This window comes from Vibrio sp. M260121 (assembly GCF_036533715.1).
GTDB lineage: Bacteria > Pseudomonadota > Gammaproteobacteria > Enterobacterales > Vibrionaceae > Vibrio.
Genome location: NZ_JATABF010000012.1, coordinates 32,224 through 51,764, shown reverse-complemented (window position 1 = coordinate 51,764; position 19,541 = coordinate 32,224). Strand labels below are relative to the sequence as shown.

Sequence of the window (19,541 nt, the reverse complement as noted above, 5' to 3'; positions counted from 1 at the left end):
GAATTATATCGGCTAAGCAAAGCAAAACTTGAGTATATCAAGAGTTCATGTCCGATAAGGTCAGACATGGCTGTGTTTGGTCACATTTGTTGAAAAAATCGAGGCATCATGGCGAAAGCAAAACGAGCGTATGTTTGTAATGATTGTGGCGCGGATTTCCCACGTTGGCAGGGGCAGTGTAATGCGTGTGGTGCATGGAATACGATTACCGAAGTTCGCATAGCGGCATCGCCAACTGTCGCGCGCAACGAGCGCTTATCTGGTTATGCAGGCTCAGCGACGGAATCAAAAGTTCAGACGCTTTCCGAGATTGATCTGCAAGAAGTGCCGCGATTCACCAGTGGCTTTAAAGAACTAGACCGCGTGCTTGGTGGCGGCGTGGTGCCTGGTGCTGCCATTCTGATCGGTGGTAACCCAGGTGCAGGTAAGTCGACCTTGCTATTGCAAACCATGTGTTTACTCTCAGCGCAAATGCCAACGCTTTATGTAACGGGTGAAGAATCCCTTCAGCAGGTCGCGATGCGTGCTTCTCGTCTTGGTTTACCAAAAGAGCACCTAAAGATGTTGTCGGAGACCAATGTCGATAAAATCTGCCAAATCGCAGAGAAAGAGCAGCCTCGAATTATGGTTATCGACTCGATTCAGGTAATGCACGTCTCGGATGTTCAGTCTTCTCCGGGTAGTGTGGCGCAGGTGCGTGAATCAGCGACCGCTTTGACGCGCTACGCAAAGCAAAACAATGTTGCCGTCTTTATTGTTGGTCACGTAACAAAAGATGGTACCCTTGCAGGTCCGAAAGTGCTTGAGCATATTATTGACTGTTCTGTGCTGCTTGATGGTGGCACCGATAGTCGCTTCCGTACACTTCGCAGTCATAAAAACCGTTTCGGTGCAGTGAATGAGTTAGGTGTATTTGCTATGACGGGGCAGGGACTGAAAGAGGTCAACAACCCATCGGCAATCTTCCTTTCTCGCGGTGAAGAAGAAACTTCGGGTTCTTCTGTTATGGTGGTATGGGAAGGCACGCGCCCTCTATTAGTAGAGATTCAAGCGCTGGTGGATTATTCGCAACTGGCCAACCCTCGTCGTGTTGCCGTTGGCTTAGAACAAAACCGCCTCTCTTTATTACTCGCTGTCCTGCACAAGCACGGTGGCCTTCAAATGGCTGACCAAGACGTATTTGTGAATGTCGTCGGTGGCGTAAAAGTGACAGAAACCAGTGCTGACCTTGCGTTAGTTATGGCGCTTTTGTCGAGCTTCCGTGATCGCCCATTACCGAAAGATGTGGTCGTATTTGGTGAGGTTGGCTTGGCGGGTGAGATTCGCCCTGTACCAAGCGGACAAGAACGCTTAAATGAAGCATTCAAGCATGGCTTTAAGAAAGCAATCGTCCCTGCGGCAAATATGCCTAAAGGTGGCATTCCTGGTATGCAAATCCACGGCGTGAAAAAATTATCAGAAGCGATTGAAGCATTTGATGAGTTGTAAACGCCATTTTGTGCCCCAATTCTAGGGGTAACAATAATGTTGAATCTGTCCTCATTATTGTCGAATTAAGCACACATATTGCGAAGTTTGACTATTATTTGAGGACGGAAAATCGACGTTAAAATTTTTTTTCTTCCATCCGCACGCAAGGGTATCAGTATTGACAGAATGTGATATACTCTGCGCGCACTTTATACCTTATTAACAGAGTAAGACAATGACTGATTTATCAAAATACAGAAACATTGGTATTTTTGCTCACGTAGACGCGGGTAAAACTACCTCTACAGAGCGTATCCTAAAGCTAACTGGTAAGATCCATAAGATCGGTGACACTCACGACGGTTCAACTACTACTGACTTCATGGAGCAGGAAGCTGAGCGTGGTATCACAATCCAGTCTGCAGCAACAACTTGTTTCTGGAACGATCACCGTCTAAACATCATCGATACTCCTGGACACGTTGACTTCACTATCGAAGTTTACCGTTCTCTAAAAGTACTTGACGGTGGTATCGGTGTATTCTGTGGTTCTGGTGGTGTTGAGCCTCAGTCAGAAACTAACTGGCGTTACGCTGACGAATCACACGTATCTCGTCTGATCTTCGTTAACAAACTAGACCGTATGGGCGCTGACTTCTACAAAGTTGTTGACCAAGTACAAAACGTTCTAGGTGCTACTCCACTAGTAATGACTCTACCTATCGGTATCGAAGAAGATTTCGTAGGTGTTGTTGACGTACTAAGCCAACAAGCTTACGTATGGGACGAGTCTGGCCAGCCAGAGAACTACGAAGTTCAAGACATCCCTGCTGATCTAGTTGAGAAAGCGGCTGAATACCGTGAAATGCTAATCGAAACTGCTCTAGAGCAAGACGAAGATCTAATGATGGCTTACCTAGAAGAAGGCGAAGAGCCATCTCTAGAAGACATCAAACGTTGTATCCGTAAAGGTACACGTGACCTAGCATTCTTCCCAACTTACTGTGGTTCAGCGTACAAGAACAAAGGTATCCAACTTATTCTTGACGCGGTAGTAGATTACCTACCATCACCAACAGAAGTTGATCCTCAGCCTCTAACTAACCCAGAGACTGGCGAACCAACTGGCGAAGTTGCAAAAGTATCTGCAGACGAGCCACTAAAAGCGCTTGCGTTCAAGATCATGGACGACCGTTTCGGTGCTCTAACGTTTATCCGCGTTTACTCAGGCCGCATGAAGAAGGGTGACACAATCCTTAACTCTGCAACTGGTAAAACTGAGCGTATCGGCCGTATGGTTGAGATGCACGCAGACGAGCGTAACGAAATCGATTCAGCACAAGCTGGTGACATCATCGCTGTAGTTGGTATGAAGAACGTTCAAACTGGTCACACTCTATGTGATCCTAAGCACGAATGTACTCTAGAACCAATGATCTTCCCAGATCCAGTAATCTCTATCGCAGTTAAGCCTAAAGATAAAGGCGGCAGCGAGAAGATGGGTATCGCGATCGGTAAAATGGTTGCAGAAGATCCATCATTCCAAGTTGAGACTGATGAAGATTCAGGTGAAACTATCCTGAAAGGTATGGGTGAACTTCACCTAGACATCAAGGTAGACATCCTTAAGCGTACTTACGGCGTTGAGCTAGAAGTAGGTGCTCCACAGGTAGCTTACCGTGAAACTATCACTCAAGCAGTTGAAGATAGCTACACGCACAAGAAGCAGTCTGGTGGTTCTGGTCAGTTCGGTAAGATCGACTACCGCATCAAACCAGGTGAGCCAAACTCAGGCTTCACGTTCAAATCAACAGTTGTTGGTGGTAACGTACCTAAAGAATTCTGGCCTGCAGTAGAGAAAGGCTTCGCTAGCATGATGGAACACGGTGTTCTAGCTGGCTTCCCAACTCTAGACGTAGAAGTTGAACTATTCGACGGTGGCTTCCACGCAGTTGACTCTTCAGCTATCGCTTACGAAATCGCTGCTAAAGGCGCATTCCGTCAGTCTATGCCTAAAGCTGGCGCGCAACTTCTTGAGCCAATCATGAAAGTTGACGTGTTCACTCCAGAAGATCACGTTGGTGACGTAATCGGTGACCTTAACCGTCGTCGTGGTATGATCAAAGACCAACAAGCTGGTACTACTGGCGTACGTATCAAGGGTGATGTACCTCTATCAGAAATGTTCGGTTACATCGGTACTCTACGTACTATGACTTCTGGCCGCGGTCAGTTCTCTATGGAGTTCTCACACTACTCGCCATGTCCAAACAACGTTGCTGAGCAAGTAATTGCTGACGTTAAAGAGCGTAACGCTAAGAAGTAATTCTTAAGTTAACTCTGTAAGACATCAAAGCCCCGCCTAGTGCGGGGCTTTTTACTATCTAGCATCTGTTTACTTGTCTATCTGAACGGAGCTGATGTTTTCCAAAATTTATTGCTTACTTCATTCTTCTTTTAATTGAATCGTTTCAAAGTCTCGAACGGTACTGCGTTCAAATTCAGCAATCTCTTCTTTTATCCATTGACTAAATAACTGTGTTTTTTGACGCTTCAAATATCCTGTCGGCGCGCAAAGGTAATAGGCATACTTAGGCTGAATGCCTATGTCACCAATTCTTACCAGTTTTCCTTCTTGGATGTATCGATAAGCCAAGCTGTGCTTGACCAACGCTACGCCTTGCAACGAAAGAGCACCTTCTAAAACCAAATGCGAGCCACTGTACTTGAGCGTTGGTTTTGCCGCTTTATGACCTAATGTGTTGAGCCACATGTTCCAGTCTAAGTCCGGCCATAAATCTTCGATCAACTCTGCTTTATTTAAATCTTGGACGCTGTAGATACCATGCTCTTTTTGGTAGATGGGATGGCAGGCAGGGTAGAAGACTTCATCCATCAGCCATTGTGATTCGAGATTCGGGTAGTATCCATGACCATAGCGAACGCAAAGGTCTATCTGACTGTCTTGAAATGACACCAACTCGTTGGTTGGTTCCATCAGTAAAGATATATCCGGGTGACGCTGCCGAAAAGCGGTGATTCTTGGTACTAACCAATGGTGTGCAAAAGAGGGCAGCGTGGAGATGGAGAGGTGATTCGGGTTGGGATCTTGATTAATCAACCGTACACCTTGCTGAAGGTGGTTGAACCCTCGCTCTGCTTGGGCAAACAGTAAATCCCCCTCTGCGGTAAGGAGTATCTTTCGATGTTGGCGGACAAATAAGTCGGTACTGAGAAACTCTTCCAATTGACGTATCTGCTGACTAATCGCTGCTGGTGTGACAAATAAGTATTTGGCAGCGGCTTTAAAACTGCCTTCCTTTGCCGCGATGTAGAAGTAGTACAGCCCTTGTAACGGAGGCATACGTTCTTTCACATTAGTTTTCCTTAACTCAGTGTCAGATTCTATCGTTTGAGAATAGCAGGGTAGTCACTGATTATTAAGTGGTCAATGTGAATAAATCGAGGAGGATATATGAACAACGCAACGCAAACCTGTGGCCAGCTAGCGTCTAAGCCAAGCAAGAGTTTAGTTCAGTATATCTTTTCTAAATTAGCCGTATGGAGAAAGAACTACCGTACACGACGTCATTTGTCTGAATTACCTCGCCACCTTTTGGATGATATCGGTTACAACGAAACTGAAGTCCAAAAGGAAATTCAGAAACCGTTTTGGCGGGATTGATTAACGTGGGAATGAAAAACGCTCCCTTTATGGGAGCGTTTGAATTGTTGGTTCTCGGAGTGTGAGTAAGAGATTATAAATCTTCTTCCCATACAACCAGTTCGCCTTTTGGCCAGTTGTGTCCGATTTCATGATATTTCTGCTCAAGAACGTGGCGTTTGATCTTCAAGGTAGGAGTCAGAATGCCGTTTTCGATACTCCAAGGGTCTTGGATCATCAACACCCCTTTAATTTGCTCATGCGATTCAAGTTCTTGGTTCATGCGAGCGACAACCTTACGTGTTGTGCGGGCGTAACGTTCCTTATCAAAGTTCGGGAAGTCATGTGGCACAACCAATAATATTGGTCCAGGTAAGCCTAAGCCGATCAAACACATCATTTCGACTCGACTGTACTCAAACAGCTTCTTCTCGATAGGCACAGGAGCAACAAACTTACCTTTGGCAGTCTTGAAGGTGTCTTTTTTACGACCTTGAATGGTGAGGTAACCATCCGCATCAATTGAGCCAATGTCACCAGTATGAAGCCATCCTTCTGAGTCAAACGACTCTTGTGTCGCGATGTCATTTTTGTAGTAGCCAGAGAACAGCCCTTTGCCGCGAACCATGATCTCATCATCGTCAGCGATCTTAAGTTCAATACCTGGTCCGGCATTGCCCACAGAGCCAATCTTATCGGCGCGGAATGGGTAGTTTAGTGTGCTGTAGGCGAAAGACTCTGTCATCCCCCAAGCTTCAGTGATGTTTAGACCAACACTGCGGTACCACTCAAGTAGTGCTGGCGACACTGGGGCAGAACCACAACCAAGGACGCGGGCTTGATCTAAGCCGAGACCATCCGCCAATTTCTTCTTAATCAATGAATTAACGAATGGGATCTTCAACAGAATGTTGAGCTTTTTCTGTGGAAGCTTGTCTTGAATACGTTGTTGGAACAATGTCCATAGTCGAGGTACAGAGATGAAGAGTGTCGGGCGATGCATTTTGACATCTTCAATGAAGGTATCGAGTGACTCAGGGAATGCTGTGGTTACACCACCCATAATCGATGAACCAAAGATGTATACGCGCTCTGTGATATGAGCGAGTGGTAAATAAGAGAACAATCGGTCGTTTTCTTGGATACCAATATGATTGATCAGTTGCTGAACGGACCAGCTGAACGCACCGTACGTCAGCATTGCCCCTTTTGGCAGGCCTGACGTACCTGAGGTGTAAACGAGAGACATTAGCTTGTCATCATGGTGTTGCGGACGCTCTGCGCTTGGCTCAACGTCTGCAATAATCTCGTTAAACTGATATTGGCATTTCGGCGCCGTATCGTAAGGAAGTGCAATGCTAATTAAATCTGGCATTGAATCGACTACTTGCTGAGTGGCAGTAGGATCATCTAGCTTACCGCCGATCAGAGCTTTACTTTCACTGTGGGTAACGCAGTACTCAATGGTGTCTGCACCGGCTGTTGGGAAAATTGGCACACTCACGTAATCGCCAAGCATCATGGCTAAATCGCAGATGAACCACTCTGCGCAGTTTTTCGATACTAATGCGACTTTTTCACCGGGCTGTACACCCAAGTTACGTAGGGCTGTAACCAGTTTAAGCGCCTTATCGGCAACGTCAGCGTAAGTAAATTCAACAAATTGTCGGTTAATGATTTGCTTTAAGTAAACCTCATTTGGGCGTTCCTCTGCCCATTTAAGGATCATTTCATTCGGCGGCGGGAGAGCGCAACCAGCGGTATGTTCTAGGTTAGGCTGATTCATTGTAGATGACTCCATGTCTTCTCTCGTTTGTATTTATAGTTGTTAAAACATTGTTAACTTTAGCATATTAAATCATTATACGGGAATGGATTTTAATGAATTCTGTGGGAAAGGTAGCGTTAGAGGGGATAAAGTCGCCGTAGTTATCATTACTTAAAATTGTTGCCGATAGGTCGCAGGGGAGAATCCAGTTTTCTTTTTAAAGATACGAGAAAAATATGAAACGTCTCGGTAGCCACATTGATAAGCGATATAGGCGATCTTCATCGAGTCCTCTTCGAGTAGCATCTTCTTCGCGAGAGAAATACGCTTTTCTGTGACGTAATCACGAAAACACATACCAACTTTTCTACGAAAAAGCTTAGAAAAATAGTTCGGAGAGTAGTGGCAAAGTGCCGCAGCTTCCTCTTCTCTTAAGTCTTTATGGACATTATTTGCAATGTAATGAACCACATCAACGAAGTTTGATTTGCCGCTTTTTGATAGCATGGTGTCGGATGACAAACATTGCTCACCGAGTGCCGTAGATGAGAAGTACTTGAGTTTTACTTGTGATATCCACTCGTTCGGTGAACATGCGTTTGTTTTGCAATATTCGGCGACAATATGCTTCGGGGGGAGACTGTTATGGTCTTCTCCGTCATGAATCACGATGAGCTTTTTATCTAGGTTCTCACAAAGGGTCAACAAACTCTTTTGTAAACATTGATGCTCCGATGTTGGGCAGTAAAAGAAGTGAGTGAACTCTTTGTCGCTTAGCACAGAGACATCTCCTTCGCTCTTAATGAGAGTAAAGGACTTTTCCAGCTCTGAACGAAAATCGTGATTAAGAGCTTGTGGGCTTTGTCCGATCCAGTAGGCTTTGATAAGTTCTGTCATATTATTTCCATTTATAGTGAACTTTGCCGAAGGGTGTTCGTAGAAGGCTTCAACTGTCCCGCATCCTTGCGAGCAAAAACTAAACCTTTCGTTTATTAAGCTTAGGCTTATATAGAAAGTCTGCAAGTGTGAGATGTGTCACATATCACCCAAAGAGGTGTCTCAAAAGTGCTACATTCGTGCTTTGCCAGCAGATCTAGCAAGAAAGTGCTAGTGTTTGGCAAAAAAGTCCTAACCCCCAATATTCTCGATGACTAAGGTTTAGTCATGATTCAGACACACCCACGCGTCGAATCATCAACAAGCGAGACTGTTAAAGAGGGGAAATCTTATGGAAAACTTTCGCAAACTAATCAATGACTTCATGGAAGACGAAGAAGGTCTAACGCTTCTAGAATACATCTTAGGTGCGGCACTTATCGTTACAGCATTCTTGACCTCAGGCTTCTGGGACACTTTATCAAGTAAATTTACATCTGTTGCTTCCAGAATCAGCAATTCGTAATGACATTAGAGATCGTCATTTGGTCATTACTGTTCGCCATAGGGGTATCTGACGCACAAAAGCATAAGATCCCGAACAAAGCAGTATTGCTTTTATTAGCAGTAGTCGCTGCAAGCGTAGTACTCGTTCCTAATTCGAATGGTCTAGATCATTTGTATGGTGGGCTTGTTGCGTTTGCAGTCTGCTTTGTCTTGTACTTATCCAAAGTGATGGCTGGGGGAGATGTTAAGTTACTCGCCGTATTGGGGGCTTGGATAGGGCTGAGCAACTTAGGAGAAGCGTCATTAGGCATTGTGATGGCTGGTGGAGTAGTGAGCCTTTTTTATCTCGCTCTCCATATTGCGTCTTCTACTATCAATCTATCCGACCAAGTCAAAGGCTATTGCTTGGAAAAAGTAACGCCCGGGTTAAAAGCATCAAAACCATTAGTTATTCCTTTTGCTCCCGTGATCGTTATCGGATTAGCTTACTTTTCTTACTTAAACTAAATCCAATAAAAATAAATAACTTGGCGTTAGACATCGGTTGACTAGGCAACGACAGAGGGGAATTGTCATGGGGTCTGTGTATTGGGATAAACTCGTGCCACAAATAACGCCGCCTAAAGTACCACCAAACGTAGAAGGGCTCGGCATACCGGCTTCGGTTGTCGAAAATTTGGTACTCAAACATCTTTCTGCTTTTCCTAAAATCGATCTGGTCGAGTTGACTCAACGGTTGGGCGTTGTTTCTACGATCGTTGATTTAGCTTTAGCGCAACTGAGAAAACGCAGTTGGGTTGAAGTGTATCAGCCGACAGCAGATAAATTGTCTAACTCTTACACAAACGTTCGGTACAGTCTGACAGAGCTTGGTTTAGCGGAAGCCGATATTGCGTTTCGTAAAGATGCTTATGTTGGCCCAATTCCAGTTTCTTTGGAAGAGTACTGGGAAGTGGTGGAAGGGCAAGATCTTCGTAAGCATCCTATCACTCGTGTGGATGTTGAACGGGCTCTTACTGACGTTTTTGGCTCTGAGCGCTTGATTCCTATTTTAGGGCCTGCCATTAACTCTGGCCGAGCAATGTTACTCTACGGCCATGCCGGTACGGGGAAAAGTTACGTTGCGGCAAGAGTACTCAACGCAATGAGCACGTCTGTGTTCATTCCCTATGCCGTTTATGCTGATGGGAACATCATCAAGGTGTTTTCTGAGCAGCACCATCGTCGGTTGGACAACTCCCATTCTAAAGTGTTTGTTAAGCTCGAAACTCACTATGACAAACGCTGGGTTCTGTGTGAGCGCCCAAATATTCAGGTTGGTGGTGAGCTAACCATGGATATGTTGGAAGTCAACCACAGTGAACATAACCGAGTCTGGAATGCACCTCTGCAAATGATGGCAAACAACGGCATTTTGGTCATTGATGACTTGGGGCGCCAGGCCATGCCCGTCGATGCATTGCTAAACCGTTGGATTGTTCCTATGGAATACCTTTATGACCATTTGGCTCTACCTAATGGTCAGCAGGTAACCGTGCCATTCATGTTGACATTAGCGTTCTCATCTAACTTTGCCCCGAGCCAATTAGCCGATCCTGCCTTTCTGCGCCGTCTAGGATACAAAATCGAGTTTAGCCCTTTGAGCCCTGAGGACTACAAGGCGCTATGGTTGAGTTTGTCTGGCGACTTAAAAATGGCGCTTGCCCCAGATTTTTTCGACCAGTTGCATCAATTGCACCGCGACAACAACGTCCCTTTCTTTCCATGTTTGCCAAAAGATTTGCTAGGGATAAGCCGCGATATTTTAGTGTTTGAAGACAAAAAGAAGCTTGTTTCTGCAGACACACTAACCCGTGCTTGGGCTCTGTATTTTACAGTGGATGAATAGGGAGATTTCGTTATGAGTAAGACGCAAGTTGTCATGCTATTACTGCTCTCCATTGTGTTTGGTCTTGCGGCTGTTTTGATTGCAAAGCAGTGGATTGATGGGCAAAACCAACCAACAGTAGAGCTTGAAGAGATAGAAAGGCACCCAGTATTAGTGGCCGCTATGGAGCTGGAGCCAGGAACGGTTTTAGAAGAAAAACACCTCACGACCAAGTTAATGGAAGTGGAATGGATTGAAGAAGACACCTTAAAAGTCTCTGAGCAAGCGTTGGGGCGCATTGTTGCCAACACCATCTATTCCGGTGAAATGGTGAACCCAAACCGACTTGCATTACCTGGTGAAGGGGCGACATTAGCAGCCCTGATCCCTGAAAACAAACGTGCGATTACCATTCGTGTTAACGACGTTATTGGTGTGGCTGGTTTCCTACTTCCGGGTAACAAGGTTGATATCCTCAATACCATCAGCTCGGGTAAGGGGAAAAGTGCTTCGACTAAAACCGTGCTCAAAAATATTAAAGTACTGGCCGTCGACCAAACCGCAAAAACCAACGATAACAAGCCAGTTATTGTTCGAGCAGTGACGTTAGAAGTCACACCAAAAGAAGCGGAAAAACTCTTATCGGAGAATAGTAAGGGCAAGATTCAACTTGCATTACGTAACCCTCATGAAGTCGATAAACCACCTGTTGCACGCAAATATACACCTCGACCTAGTGTGACCATTATTAAGGGATCTCAGGCATCGAATGTCCGAGTCAGTAATTAGGTGACTTATGAAAAGAATAATATTACTCATTAGCCAGTTACTTTTTGTCAGCTTGTCTGTAAATGCAGCGCCTGCGCAGTCAGGGAAGTTAGTTAGCGTTGCACACCACCAATCAACACAATTGATTATTTCGGGTAAAGCGAAAAAAGTGACGTTAGGGGATCCGGAAGTTCTGGATATTATTGTGCTGCGTTCTAATGAGTTGTTCTTAGTGGGCAAAAAGCTTGGAACAACCAATGTGTCTGTTTGGGACAGTCGAGGCCGCTTAATTGAGCAGTTTAACGTTGAAGTCACTCACGACTTAAACACCCTAAAATCCAAACTTTATCAATTCTTACCAGATGAAAGTATTGAGGTGCACAGCGCCCAAGAAAAAGTCGTGTTAAGAGGTTTGGTCAGTACTCAGCAAAACATGGATACCGCGGTTAAGATTGCTGAAACCTTTGCCGCAGGCGATGCTGCGGATGAAGGGGAAGACGATTCAAGAGACGACAGCATGGTCATTAACCTCTTGAACATTGGTGGAGCGCAACAGGTTACTCTAGAAGTCACGGTTGCCGAAGTGCAGCGCACGTTAGTACGTCGTTTTGATTCCAACTTCCACTTCTTCCAGAAAAGCGGAGACTTCACTTGGGGGGCAACTACCGCTGGTGGTGGCATCGACAATATTGGGCCAATTCTAAATGTGCCTGCAGTGGATGATTTTGGTTTCCTCGGTTCCTTTATCGACAGTAATACACTGTTTACCTTCGCGTTAGACGTTGCGCGTCAAAACGGTGTAGCAAAAGTCCTTGCCGAGCCAAGCTTGACGGCTCTGAGCGGAACCCAAGCCGAGTTTGTTGCTGGTGGTGAGTTTCCAATCCCTGTACCAAACGAAGATGGTATTACCATTGACTACAAAGAGTACGGTGTACAACTGGACTTTGTTCCGTACATCTTGAGTGATAAGCGCATCAATCTAAAGATGAACGTCAACGTCAGTGAAATCTCCAACTCAGGTGTGTTGACCTTTAATCCTAATGAAGTGAATGCGACCTTTTTCATCCCACCGATTACTAAACGAAGTGCAGGTACCACCATCGAGCTTGCTGATGGACAGACGATTGGTATTGCGGGCTTATTGAGTGAGAACGCACGTAATGTTGCCGATGGTATTCCGGGAGCGAGTGATTTACCGGTACTTGGCCGACTATTTAAGAGTGAAGAGTTCACTTCTGGTGAAACTGAGCTTGTGATCCTAGTTACTCCAAGACTTGCAACACCTATTGACCGTCGTCGTATTACCTTGCCGACCGACGGTTTTGTAAGCCCTAACGATGTTGAGTTTTATTTGTTGGGTAAAGGTGCTGAGTTGGATTTCGACCGATACCAACTCAACGACATAAGAGAAGAAGAAACGTTTGAAAGTTTCGATCAGTTTGGTTCGTCAGATGGTGGCTCTGAGGGCAAATTTGGGCACAGCTTATAAGTGGAGAATAAGATGAAAAACATAATGATAATGACCATTTGTTTCACTTCATTCGGCTTGTTTGGCTGTGCGAATGACCCTGAGCTTGGTATCTCTGTCAGTCAATTGCGTGCAGAGCAAACTCTTAATCCAGAAGCTTGGTATGAGAATTTGGGATATTTACCAGAAGGTAGCGGACAACGTACGCAAACGAGTTTAGAGGTATACGACAATAATGGGGTAGCCAAAGATGATTAAGTGATTTATTCACTTAGGAGGGGCTATGCGACGGAAAATGCAAAGGGCAACAAGACGAACCCAAAAAGGGATTACCTTGGTGCTGATCAGCATGGTATTGCTGATCCTATTGGGCGTGGCGGCGTTTGGTATTGACCTTAACCACCAAGTCCTAAATAAAACGCGTCTTCAAAATGCCGTTGATGCGGCGGCATTGGCTGGCGCGGTTGCCGCAGATGAAAATGGCGACGTGGTAGCGGCAGAGGCCGTTGCAACTGCCACATTGAACGGTATTAGTGCTTCGTCCGGTAACTCAGAACTGGTGTTTGATGACAGTAATACATCCATAACTTTCTCACTTGATAGAACGACGTTTGTTGACGCCGCGAGTTTTACTGCTCCTGCTGGCGCTTATGATATCTACGTTCGTGTTGCTGTTACCGAGATTGGATTGACACAGTTTTTGAGTGGTGTGTTTGGGATTAACAAAAACATTTCGGCAAGTGCAATGGCTGGGCGAAGTGCAGGGTTTACCCAGTCATGCAACCTGACGCCGATCGCCATGTGTGGTGAGCCGACAGGCAGTGCAGAAGATGCATGGGGATATAAACCTGCTAACTATGATCCTAATGTGGACACGGATCCATCTTTGGTACATGAACTAAAAGTCGGAGACCAGAACAATACAGACATGGGGCCCGGTAACTTCCAACTATTGGACTTTGGTCAAGGGACAGGCAACAGCGGTGCTGCATTAGTGAGAGATGCTTTGTCCGGTGCCTATAACGGTTGCGCTGCAATAGGCGATACGGTGACAACCAAACCTGGTAATAGTGCTGGTCCCGTCGCTCAAGGTTTAAATGTTCGGCTGAACGACTTTTCTGGGCCGATCAAAAATGATGGTACTGTTTTGCCGGATAAGTATGTACGAGAGCCCGACGTATTAGCGGCAACGGATGAGACGTATGCCGGTAATTTGTATTACGCAAATTACTTACAAGAGCTTAGTGCATGTAGTGGTGGTTCGTCTCCGTGTGATACTTCGAGCTACATGGGTGACGGCGGATTAAATGGACGTCGTATTTTGCGCATTCCTATTGTCAACTGCACCGAGTCGACAGGTAAAACTGACTTTGATGTTTTGGGATTTGGCTGTTTCTTCTTATTACAGAAAGTGAGTAACTCAGGACAATCTTCAGTATTTGGGCAGTTCTTATATGATTGCTTAATCAATAACGGCTCTACTGGTGTTGATCCGACAGACAAAGGCTTCTATCGCATCCAACTCTACAAAGATCCGTTTAGCGGGGCATCTTGATATGTTGAATAAAACTATTAAGCAAAAAAAACAAGCGGGCCTCGCGATCGTTGAGTTTATTGTGGCGCTGCCAATATTGCTGATGCTTACTGTGCTGGTGATTGATGTGTGTCGAGCTTTTATTCAATACACTGAGGTTAATAAAGCCCTACAAAATGGTGCTCGTTATGCGGTTGTCGACACGTATGGCACGCTAACTTTTGACGCCATAGCCGATGAAACGAGCATTAAAAATGTCGTCGTTTACGGCAGCCCAACAGCGAGTACGACGCCGATCATCGATCATATATCCGTCGGTGACATCACGATTACGCAGCCTACATTGGCCAACAAGGTCGTGACACTTTCTGCGACTTACAATTATGTTCCTATCTTTTCTACCTTACCGTTCTCCGGTCAATCATTGCAGTTCAGTATCGGTGCAACAACGACGATGAGGACTGGGCCATGATCATTAATCGCTTTAAGCAAAAAGGTGTTACCCAAGTAGAGTTCTCTCTTATCGCATTGGCCGTCATATTAGTGCTCTTTCTGATCATGGAGTTTGCGGTGTACTTCTTTTCTGTTCAGATGGTCAATGAAGTGACGCGTCGAGCGGCCAGATTAGCGACGGTATGTTACATCGCAGATCGGGATGATATTCCTAACTTACCCGCAGTATCAGATCTGTACCCCTCAGGATTTAGTGCGAATAATTTAGAAATCACTTACCTCGATGCCACAGGGGCGAATGTCGATGTGTCTGGCTTTTTATCTACCCCACCCGCTGATGACTCTGTACTAGGCGCTCAATTCTCACAAATAAAATACGTTCGTGCTCGAGCCGTAAATTACACTTTCCAGTTTTTTGTTTTGGCTGCTTTAATTAATGCAGTAGGGACAACACCTGCGTTTGAAACCATATTACCAGCCGAAAGTTTAGGGGTGTTAAGACCGGAAGGTGCAGGAACGGACGATATAGAAAATTGCTGATGGAGTAGCAGTATGCTGAAACCAGTGAAAATGAATAATGAAAACTATAAAAACCTTAAAACAAACTTGATTGTTTGGGTCGTATATTCTACGTCAAATTTTAAGCTGCATTTAACCAATGAGCTGTCTCAATGCGTCAATGTCAATGTTGAATGGATAGAACTTGATTTATTTAATGTCGATTTGGTGAGAAATAAACAAATTCCAGATCTTATTTATATTGAAACGGGGGATAACTGGGCGCAAAAAGTCGCACATGTGTACTCCAGTGACAGCAATTTGCAGCACAACCATACCGCGTTAATTGTCTTTGGCGATGAAACGGATACTGCATCTCTCAAGATGGCATTACGTCTTGGAGCAACGGACCACTTTTCACGTTCGGCGGATTTAGGTGAGTTATATCCGCTACTCAAATCAACGGCAGAAGAAAAAGTCTATAACAAGAAGATGGGTGACCTGACCTTGTTTATCAACACAAAAGGCGGCTCAGGCGCAACGACACTGGCGCTTAATACTGCGATTGAGTTGTCCAGCTATGCCAAGAGCAATGTGTTGCTCATCGATTTGGACATGCAATTTAGTGATGCGGCAGACTATTTAAACTGTAAGCCAAAATACAACATCAATGATGTTATCGATTCGGTTAATGACCTCGATGAATTGTCGCTAGAGGGTCTTGTTTACAAGCATCCATCTGGACTCAATTATTTGTGTTTTGATCAAGGAAACTTACAAGGTAATTACAACTATGCTAATGAAGTCAGCAAGTTATTACCTATTCTTCGACAGTTTTATTCACATATTATTGTCGATATGTCCCATGGGATTGAACATGTATTCCAAAAAATCGTTTCGCCAGCTACCCATATATTTTTGGTCATGCAGCAGAACGTTACGTCAGTAAAACACGCAGTAAATTACGTGAGAGCCTTAGAACTAGACTATGGTTTAAATAATCATCAGGTCGAACTTATTGTGAATCGCTTTGAGAAAAAATCGACCATTTCATTAAAAGACATTGAAAGCGCTGTTGGTGGGCACTCTATTCATTTAGTTCCAAATAACTTTGCTATTGCAATCGAGAGTGCAAATTTAGGTAACCCAATTGTTCAATCTAAAAAAAATAGTGCGATAAAAGCTTCTTTGGCTGAAATCTCACATTTATTGGAAAGCCCAACCAAGGAAAATCAAAGTTGGATTAAGAAATTTTTTTCTTAATAAGGGGGAGTCATGTTTTTCAAAAGAAAAAGCGTCGGAAGTGCGTTTCACAATGCCGATGAGGCAAAAGATCAAGAATCAAAAGTGGATGAGTTAAGTCGTACAGAACACGCTGAGACTCACTCTGAAAAAGCGGCCTTATCTCCGGTTGAAGCTAAACTGAAAGCGATTGAAGAACAGAAAAAACAGCTGGAACAAGATCTCTCAATTAAGCATTACTACCACAAAAAATTACTTGATACGCTCGATCTCGGGCTGTTGTCCCACTTACAAGAAGACAGAGCGAAAGAAGAGTTACGAGAGGCGGTAGTTCAACTGATTGCCGAAGATCAGACGCACCCTTTGAGCTCAGAAGCGCGTAATCGCGTCATCCATCAGATTGAAGATGAAGTGTTTGGCCTTGGTCCTTTAGAACCTCTTCTGGATGATCCTACCATCTCCGATATTCTCGTGAACGGACCTAAGAACATCTACGTAGAGCGTTTTGGTAAATTGGAAAAAACGCCACACACCTTTTTAGACGAGCGCCATCTGCGCAACATTATTGACCGCATTGTTAGTCAAGTTGGGCGTCGTATCGATGAAGCCTCACCTATGGTAGATGCGCGTTTAAAAGATGGCTCGCGCTTTAATGCGATTATTCCACCTCTAGCGATTGATGGGCCATCGGTGTCGATTCGTCGTTTTGCTGTCGAACGACTCAATATGGACAACCTACTAGAACTTAACTCCTTGTCACCAGAAATGGGTAAGTTTCTAAATGCCGCGGTTGTCGGGGAAATGAACATCCTTATCTCTGGTGGTACGGGTTCAGGTAAAACCACCACACTCAATATTCTTTCTGGTTTTATTCCAAGTGACCAACGTATCGTCACCATTGAGGACTCTGCGGAGCTTCAATTACAGCAACCACACATCATCCGACTAGAAACACGACCATCGAACATCGAAGGCAAGGGAGAGATCTCTCAGCGAGATCTAGTGAAGAACTCATTACGTATGCGCCCTGACCGAATTGTGATTGGTGAGGTTCGTGGCTCTGAGGCCGTGGACATGCTGTCTGCAATGAACACAGGTCATGATGGTTCTCTTGCCACGATTCACGCTAATACGCCGCGAGATGCGTTGAGCAGAATTGAAAACATGTTCTCCATGGCAGGTTGGAATGTGTCGACAAAAAATTTAAGAGCGCAGATTGCTTCCGCGATAAACATCGTTGTTCAAATGGAACGCCAGGAAGACGGTAAGCGCCGTATGGTCAGTTTGCAGGAAATTAATGGCATGGAAGGGGAGGTGATCACTATGTCTGAGATCTTCACCTTCCGTCGACGAGGGGTAGACAAAGAGGGCAATGTTATTGGTGACTATGAAGCCACAGGCATTGTGCCTAGTTGTCATGACCATCTTGTTAAACGAGGCTTAGACGTACCATTTGAAATCTTTAACGAAAAAGCCCGTTAGGAGAGTGTGCTATGGAAAGCCAATTCCCACTTTTCCTTGTGCTGTTGTTTTTGTCGGTATTCTTTATTAGCCAAGCGTTAATCCTTCCTTCTGCTGGTAAAAAAGTAAAACACAAGCAACTGATACAGAGGATTCAAGATAGCCACAAACACATAGACCAAGAGAGCATTTCTCTTCTTAGAGAGAATTCACTCAAGCACCTTTCTCCCCTAGAGCGATGGTTGGTGAATTTCAGCCTCTTTGATGGATTGAAGAAAAAGCTTGAGCTGGCTGGCATCTCAATGGGGTTTACCCGATTTCTGTTCTTATCTTTTCTTGCTGGGGTTGCGGTTGGGTTAGTGATCTTTATCTTTGGTCAAGAATGGTACATGTGCGTTGGGGTGACGGTTGCCTGTTGGGTCGCTATCTATTTCTATTTACAAAAAATGATTGCCGATCGTTTGATGAAGTTTGAGGAGCAATTACCTGAAGCGCTCGACATCATCAAGCGTGTTCTCCAAGCTGGTCAGCCCATCACTCAAGCATTTGGTGAGGTCGGGAACGAAATGAGTGCACCATTGGGGCCAGAGTTTCTCAACACCTTCAACATGCTTAACTATGGCTATGATTTAAGACTCGCCATCATGCAAATGTCAGAGCGTACACCTACGGTGTCTATGCTCGCGTTCTCAAGTGCCGTTCTGTTGCAAAAAGAAACGGGTGGTAACTTAGTCGAGAACATTGAAAAGCTTTCTCAAATCTTACGAGCTCGCTTCAAATTAGCAAGAAAAATCAAAACGATTTCTGCTGAGTCTCGTATGTCTGCGTGGGTGCTCGTGCTCGCGCCATTTGGACTCTACGTCATCATTTCATTGGTTCGTCCCGAATACATTGAACTGCTCCATACCACACCGATGGGCGTTAAGATGATTGTGGGGGGGATGGTGTCCTTGTTTGTTGGCACTATTTGGATTCGCAAGATCGTCAACATTGAGGTGTAACTATGAATACAGAAAGCATTCAAGCATGGTTGGCCGGTCTTGCAATTAATCAAGAGACCCTGTTATTTGCTCTGATCCTCATTACGACGGTTCTTGTGGTAATGACCATCGGAACCATAGTTTTAGGCGTGAATTCACCAGTTAAACGCAAACTCGCAGAGTTGTCTGGTGATAAAAGAGAAAAGGTATCTGCCAATAGTAAAGTTGCAGACACATTAGAGTCTCTTGCTCCACTCACGTCGCCAACCAGTGAAAAAGAGCGCCAAACAACGCGCAATAAATTGATGCATGCGGGTTTTCATCAAAGTAACTCGCTATCGATGTTTTATGCCATTAAGTCCGTGACAACCATCATCGGTGTTATGGTTGCAACCTTGGTTTATTTGACGATTCCTGAATCGAAATACCTCTATACTTTTATGGCATTAGCTGTGTTTGTTGGCTTAGTGCTCCCAGACTTCATTCTTCGTCACATGATTGATAAGCGTCAAAGAGCGATTCGTGCCGGGGTTCCAGATATGCTGGATTTGCTGGTGGTTTGTACGGAGTCTGGTCTTGGTTTTAATGCGGCATTGCGTCGCGTTGCCGATGAGCTTGTGATATCTCATCCTGAATTGGCTGACGAAGTGGATACGGTGTGTAACAAAATTCAGGCTGGTAAGCCCATGCCAGAAGCGCTTCGAGAACTGGTTTATCGCACAGGTTTAGACGAATTGATGGGGCTCGTGAGTATGCTCAGCCATGCATCAAGAATTGGGGGGAGCTTAGTCAACTCCCTACGCGAATACACGGAAGATTACAGGGATAAGCGCCAACAAGCAGCGGAAGAGATGGCTGCAAAAATCCCAGTGAAAATGATGTTTCCAATGGTGCTGTTTATTTGGCCATGTTTTTTTATTGTGGCAATTGGTCCAGCGCTGATTTCACTGGCTGAAGCATTTAAATAAAAGCAGAAAAGGGATTT

Annotated in this window: 19 protein-coding genes; 16 read left to right on the top strand and 3 right to left on the bottom strand. The window is 44.9% G+C overall.

The window, feature by feature from the left end; genetic code table 11:
* Positions 1-108: 108 nt before the first annotated feature.
* Together radA and fusA are read left to right on the top strand one after the other, a co-directional pair.
* The gene (radA, locus tag QTO06_RS09215; protein ID WP_005439523.1) at positions 109-1,488 is read left to right on the top strand and encodes a DNA repair protein RadA; all 1,380 of its coding nucleotides are present in this window, start codon (positions 109-111) and stop codon (positions 1,486-1,488) included.
* Positions 1,489-1,705: 217 nt separating this feature from the next.
* Complete coding sequence (fusA, locus tag QTO06_RS09210) at positions 1,706-3,796, top strand: elongation factor G (protein WP_331407559.1); 2,091 nt, start codon at positions 1,706-1,708, stop codon at positions 3,794-3,796.
* A 120-nt stretch (positions 3,797-3,916) separates the two neighbouring features.
* On the opposite strand, the gene QTO06_RS09205 is transcribed toward fusA, so the two are convergent.
* A complete protein-coding gene (locus QTO06_RS09205) occupies positions 3,917-4,846 on the bottom strand; it encodes a LysR substrate-binding domain-containing protein (protein ID WP_331407557.1) in 930 nt (309 codons plus the stop codon).
* 99 nt (positions 4,847-4,945) lie between these two features.
* Between QTO06_RS09205 and QTO06_RS09200 the strand changes: the two genes are divergently transcribed.
* Positions 4,946-5,155, top strand: a complete 210-nt coding sequence (locus QTO06_RS09200; RefSeq protein WP_331407556.1) for a DUF1127 domain-containing protein — start codon at positions 4,946-4,948, stop codon at positions 5,153-5,155.
* Between the two features lie 73 nt (positions 5,156-5,228).
* Here QTO06_RS09200 and QTO06_RS09195 read toward each other — a convergent pair whose 3' ends face one another.
* Complete coding sequence (locus QTO06_RS09195; RefSeq protein WP_331407554.1) at positions 5,229-6,920, bottom strand: AMP-binding protein; 1,692 nt, start codon at positions 6,918-6,920, stop codon at positions 5,229-5,231.
* A 153-nt stretch (positions 6,921-7,073) separates the two neighbouring features.
* Positions 7,074-7,799, bottom strand: a complete 726-nt coding sequence (locus tag QTO06_RS09190; RefSeq protein ID WP_331407553.1) for a helix-turn-helix domain-containing protein — start codon at positions 7,797-7,799, stop codon at positions 7,074-7,076.
* Positions 7,800-8,130: 331 nt separating this feature from the next.
* Between QTO06_RS09190 and QTO06_RS09185 the strand changes: the two genes are divergently transcribed.
* From QTO06_RS09185 to QTO06_RS09125, 13 genes are all read left to right on the top strand, one after another.
* The gene (locus QTO06_RS09185; protein WP_331407551.1) at positions 8,131-8,304 is read left to right on the top strand and encodes a Flp family type IVb pilin; all 174 of its coding nucleotides are present in this window, start codon (positions 8,131-8,133) and stop codon (positions 8,302-8,304) included.
* Positions 8,304-8,792: an A24 family peptidase gene (locus QTO06_RS09180; RefSeq protein ID WP_331407550.1), complete on the top strand. Its 489-nt coding sequence runs from the start codon at positions 8,304-8,306 to the stop codon at positions 8,790-8,792. The genes QTO06_RS09185 and QTO06_RS09180 overlap by 1 nt, the downstream gene beginning before the upstream one ends.
* A 67-nt stretch (positions 8,793-8,859) precedes the next feature.
* Positions 8,860-10,173, top strand: a complete 1,314-nt coding sequence (locus QTO06_RS09175) for an AAA family ATPase (RefSeq protein WP_331407548.1) — start codon at positions 8,860-8,862, stop codon at positions 10,171-10,173.
* 12 nt (positions 10,174-10,185) lie between these two features.
* On the top strand, positions 10,186-10,941 hold the full coding sequence (cpaB, locus tag QTO06_RS09170) for a Flp pilus assembly protein CpaB (RefSeq protein WP_331407546.1): 756 nt from the start codon (positions 10,186-10,188) through the stop codon (positions 10,939-10,941).
* Between the two features lie 7 nt (positions 10,942-10,948).
* Positions 10,949-12,409: a type II and III secretion system protein family protein gene (locus tag QTO06_RS09165; RefSeq protein WP_009707504.1), complete on the top strand. Its 1,461-nt coding sequence runs from the start codon at positions 10,949-10,951 to the stop codon at positions 12,407-12,409.
* A gap of 12 nt (positions 12,410-12,421) precedes the next feature.
* A complete protein-coding gene (locus QTO06_RS09160; RefSeq protein WP_009707503.1) occupies positions 12,422-12,646 on the top strand; it encodes a hypothetical protein in 225 nt (74 codons plus the stop codon).
* Positions 12,647-12,671: 25 nt separating this feature from the next.
* Complete coding sequence (locus QTO06_RS09155; RefSeq protein ID WP_039840232.1) at positions 12,672-13,943, top strand: pilus assembly protein TadG-related protein; 1,272 nt, start codon at positions 12,672-12,674, stop codon at positions 13,941-13,943.
* A 1-nt stretch (position 13,944) separates the two neighbouring features.
* The gene (locus QTO06_RS09150) at positions 13,945-14,394 is read left to right on the top strand and encodes a TadE/TadG family type IV pilus assembly protein (RefSeq protein ID WP_331407542.1); all 450 of its coding nucleotides are present in this window, start codon (positions 13,945-13,947) and stop codon (positions 14,392-14,394) included.
* Positions 14,391-14,915, top strand: a complete 525-nt coding sequence (locus tag QTO06_RS09145; protein ID WP_208444502.1) for a TadE/TadG family type IV pilus assembly protein — start codon at positions 14,391-14,393, stop codon at positions 14,913-14,915. Before QTO06_RS09150 ends, QTO06_RS09145 begins: the two co-directional genes overlap by 4 nt.
* Positions 14,916-14,927: 12 nt before the next feature.
* Positions 14,928-16,136: an AAA family ATPase gene (locus QTO06_RS09140; RefSeq protein WP_331407540.1), complete on the top strand. Its 1,209-nt coding sequence runs from the start codon at positions 14,928-14,930 to the stop codon at positions 16,134-16,136.
* 12 nt (positions 16,137-16,148) lie between these two features.
* Positions 16,149-17,597 carry a CpaF family protein gene (locus QTO06_RS09135; protein ID WP_331407538.1) on the top strand — a complete coding sequence of 483 codons (1,449 nt, stop codon included), beginning with the start codon at positions 16,149-16,151 and terminating at the stop codon, positions 17,595-17,597.
* A gap of 11 nt (positions 17,598-17,608) precedes the next feature.
* A complete protein-coding gene (locus tag QTO06_RS09130; protein WP_009707496.1) occupies positions 17,609-18,577 on the top strand; it encodes a type II secretion system F family protein in 969 nt (322 codons plus the stop codon).
* 2 nt (positions 18,578-18,579) lie between these two features.
* Complete coding sequence (locus QTO06_RS09125; RefSeq protein ID WP_331407537.1) at positions 18,580-19,524, top strand: type II secretion system F family protein; 945 nt, start codon at positions 18,580-18,582, stop codon at positions 19,522-19,524.
* Positions 19,525-19,541 lie beyond the last annotated feature (17 nt).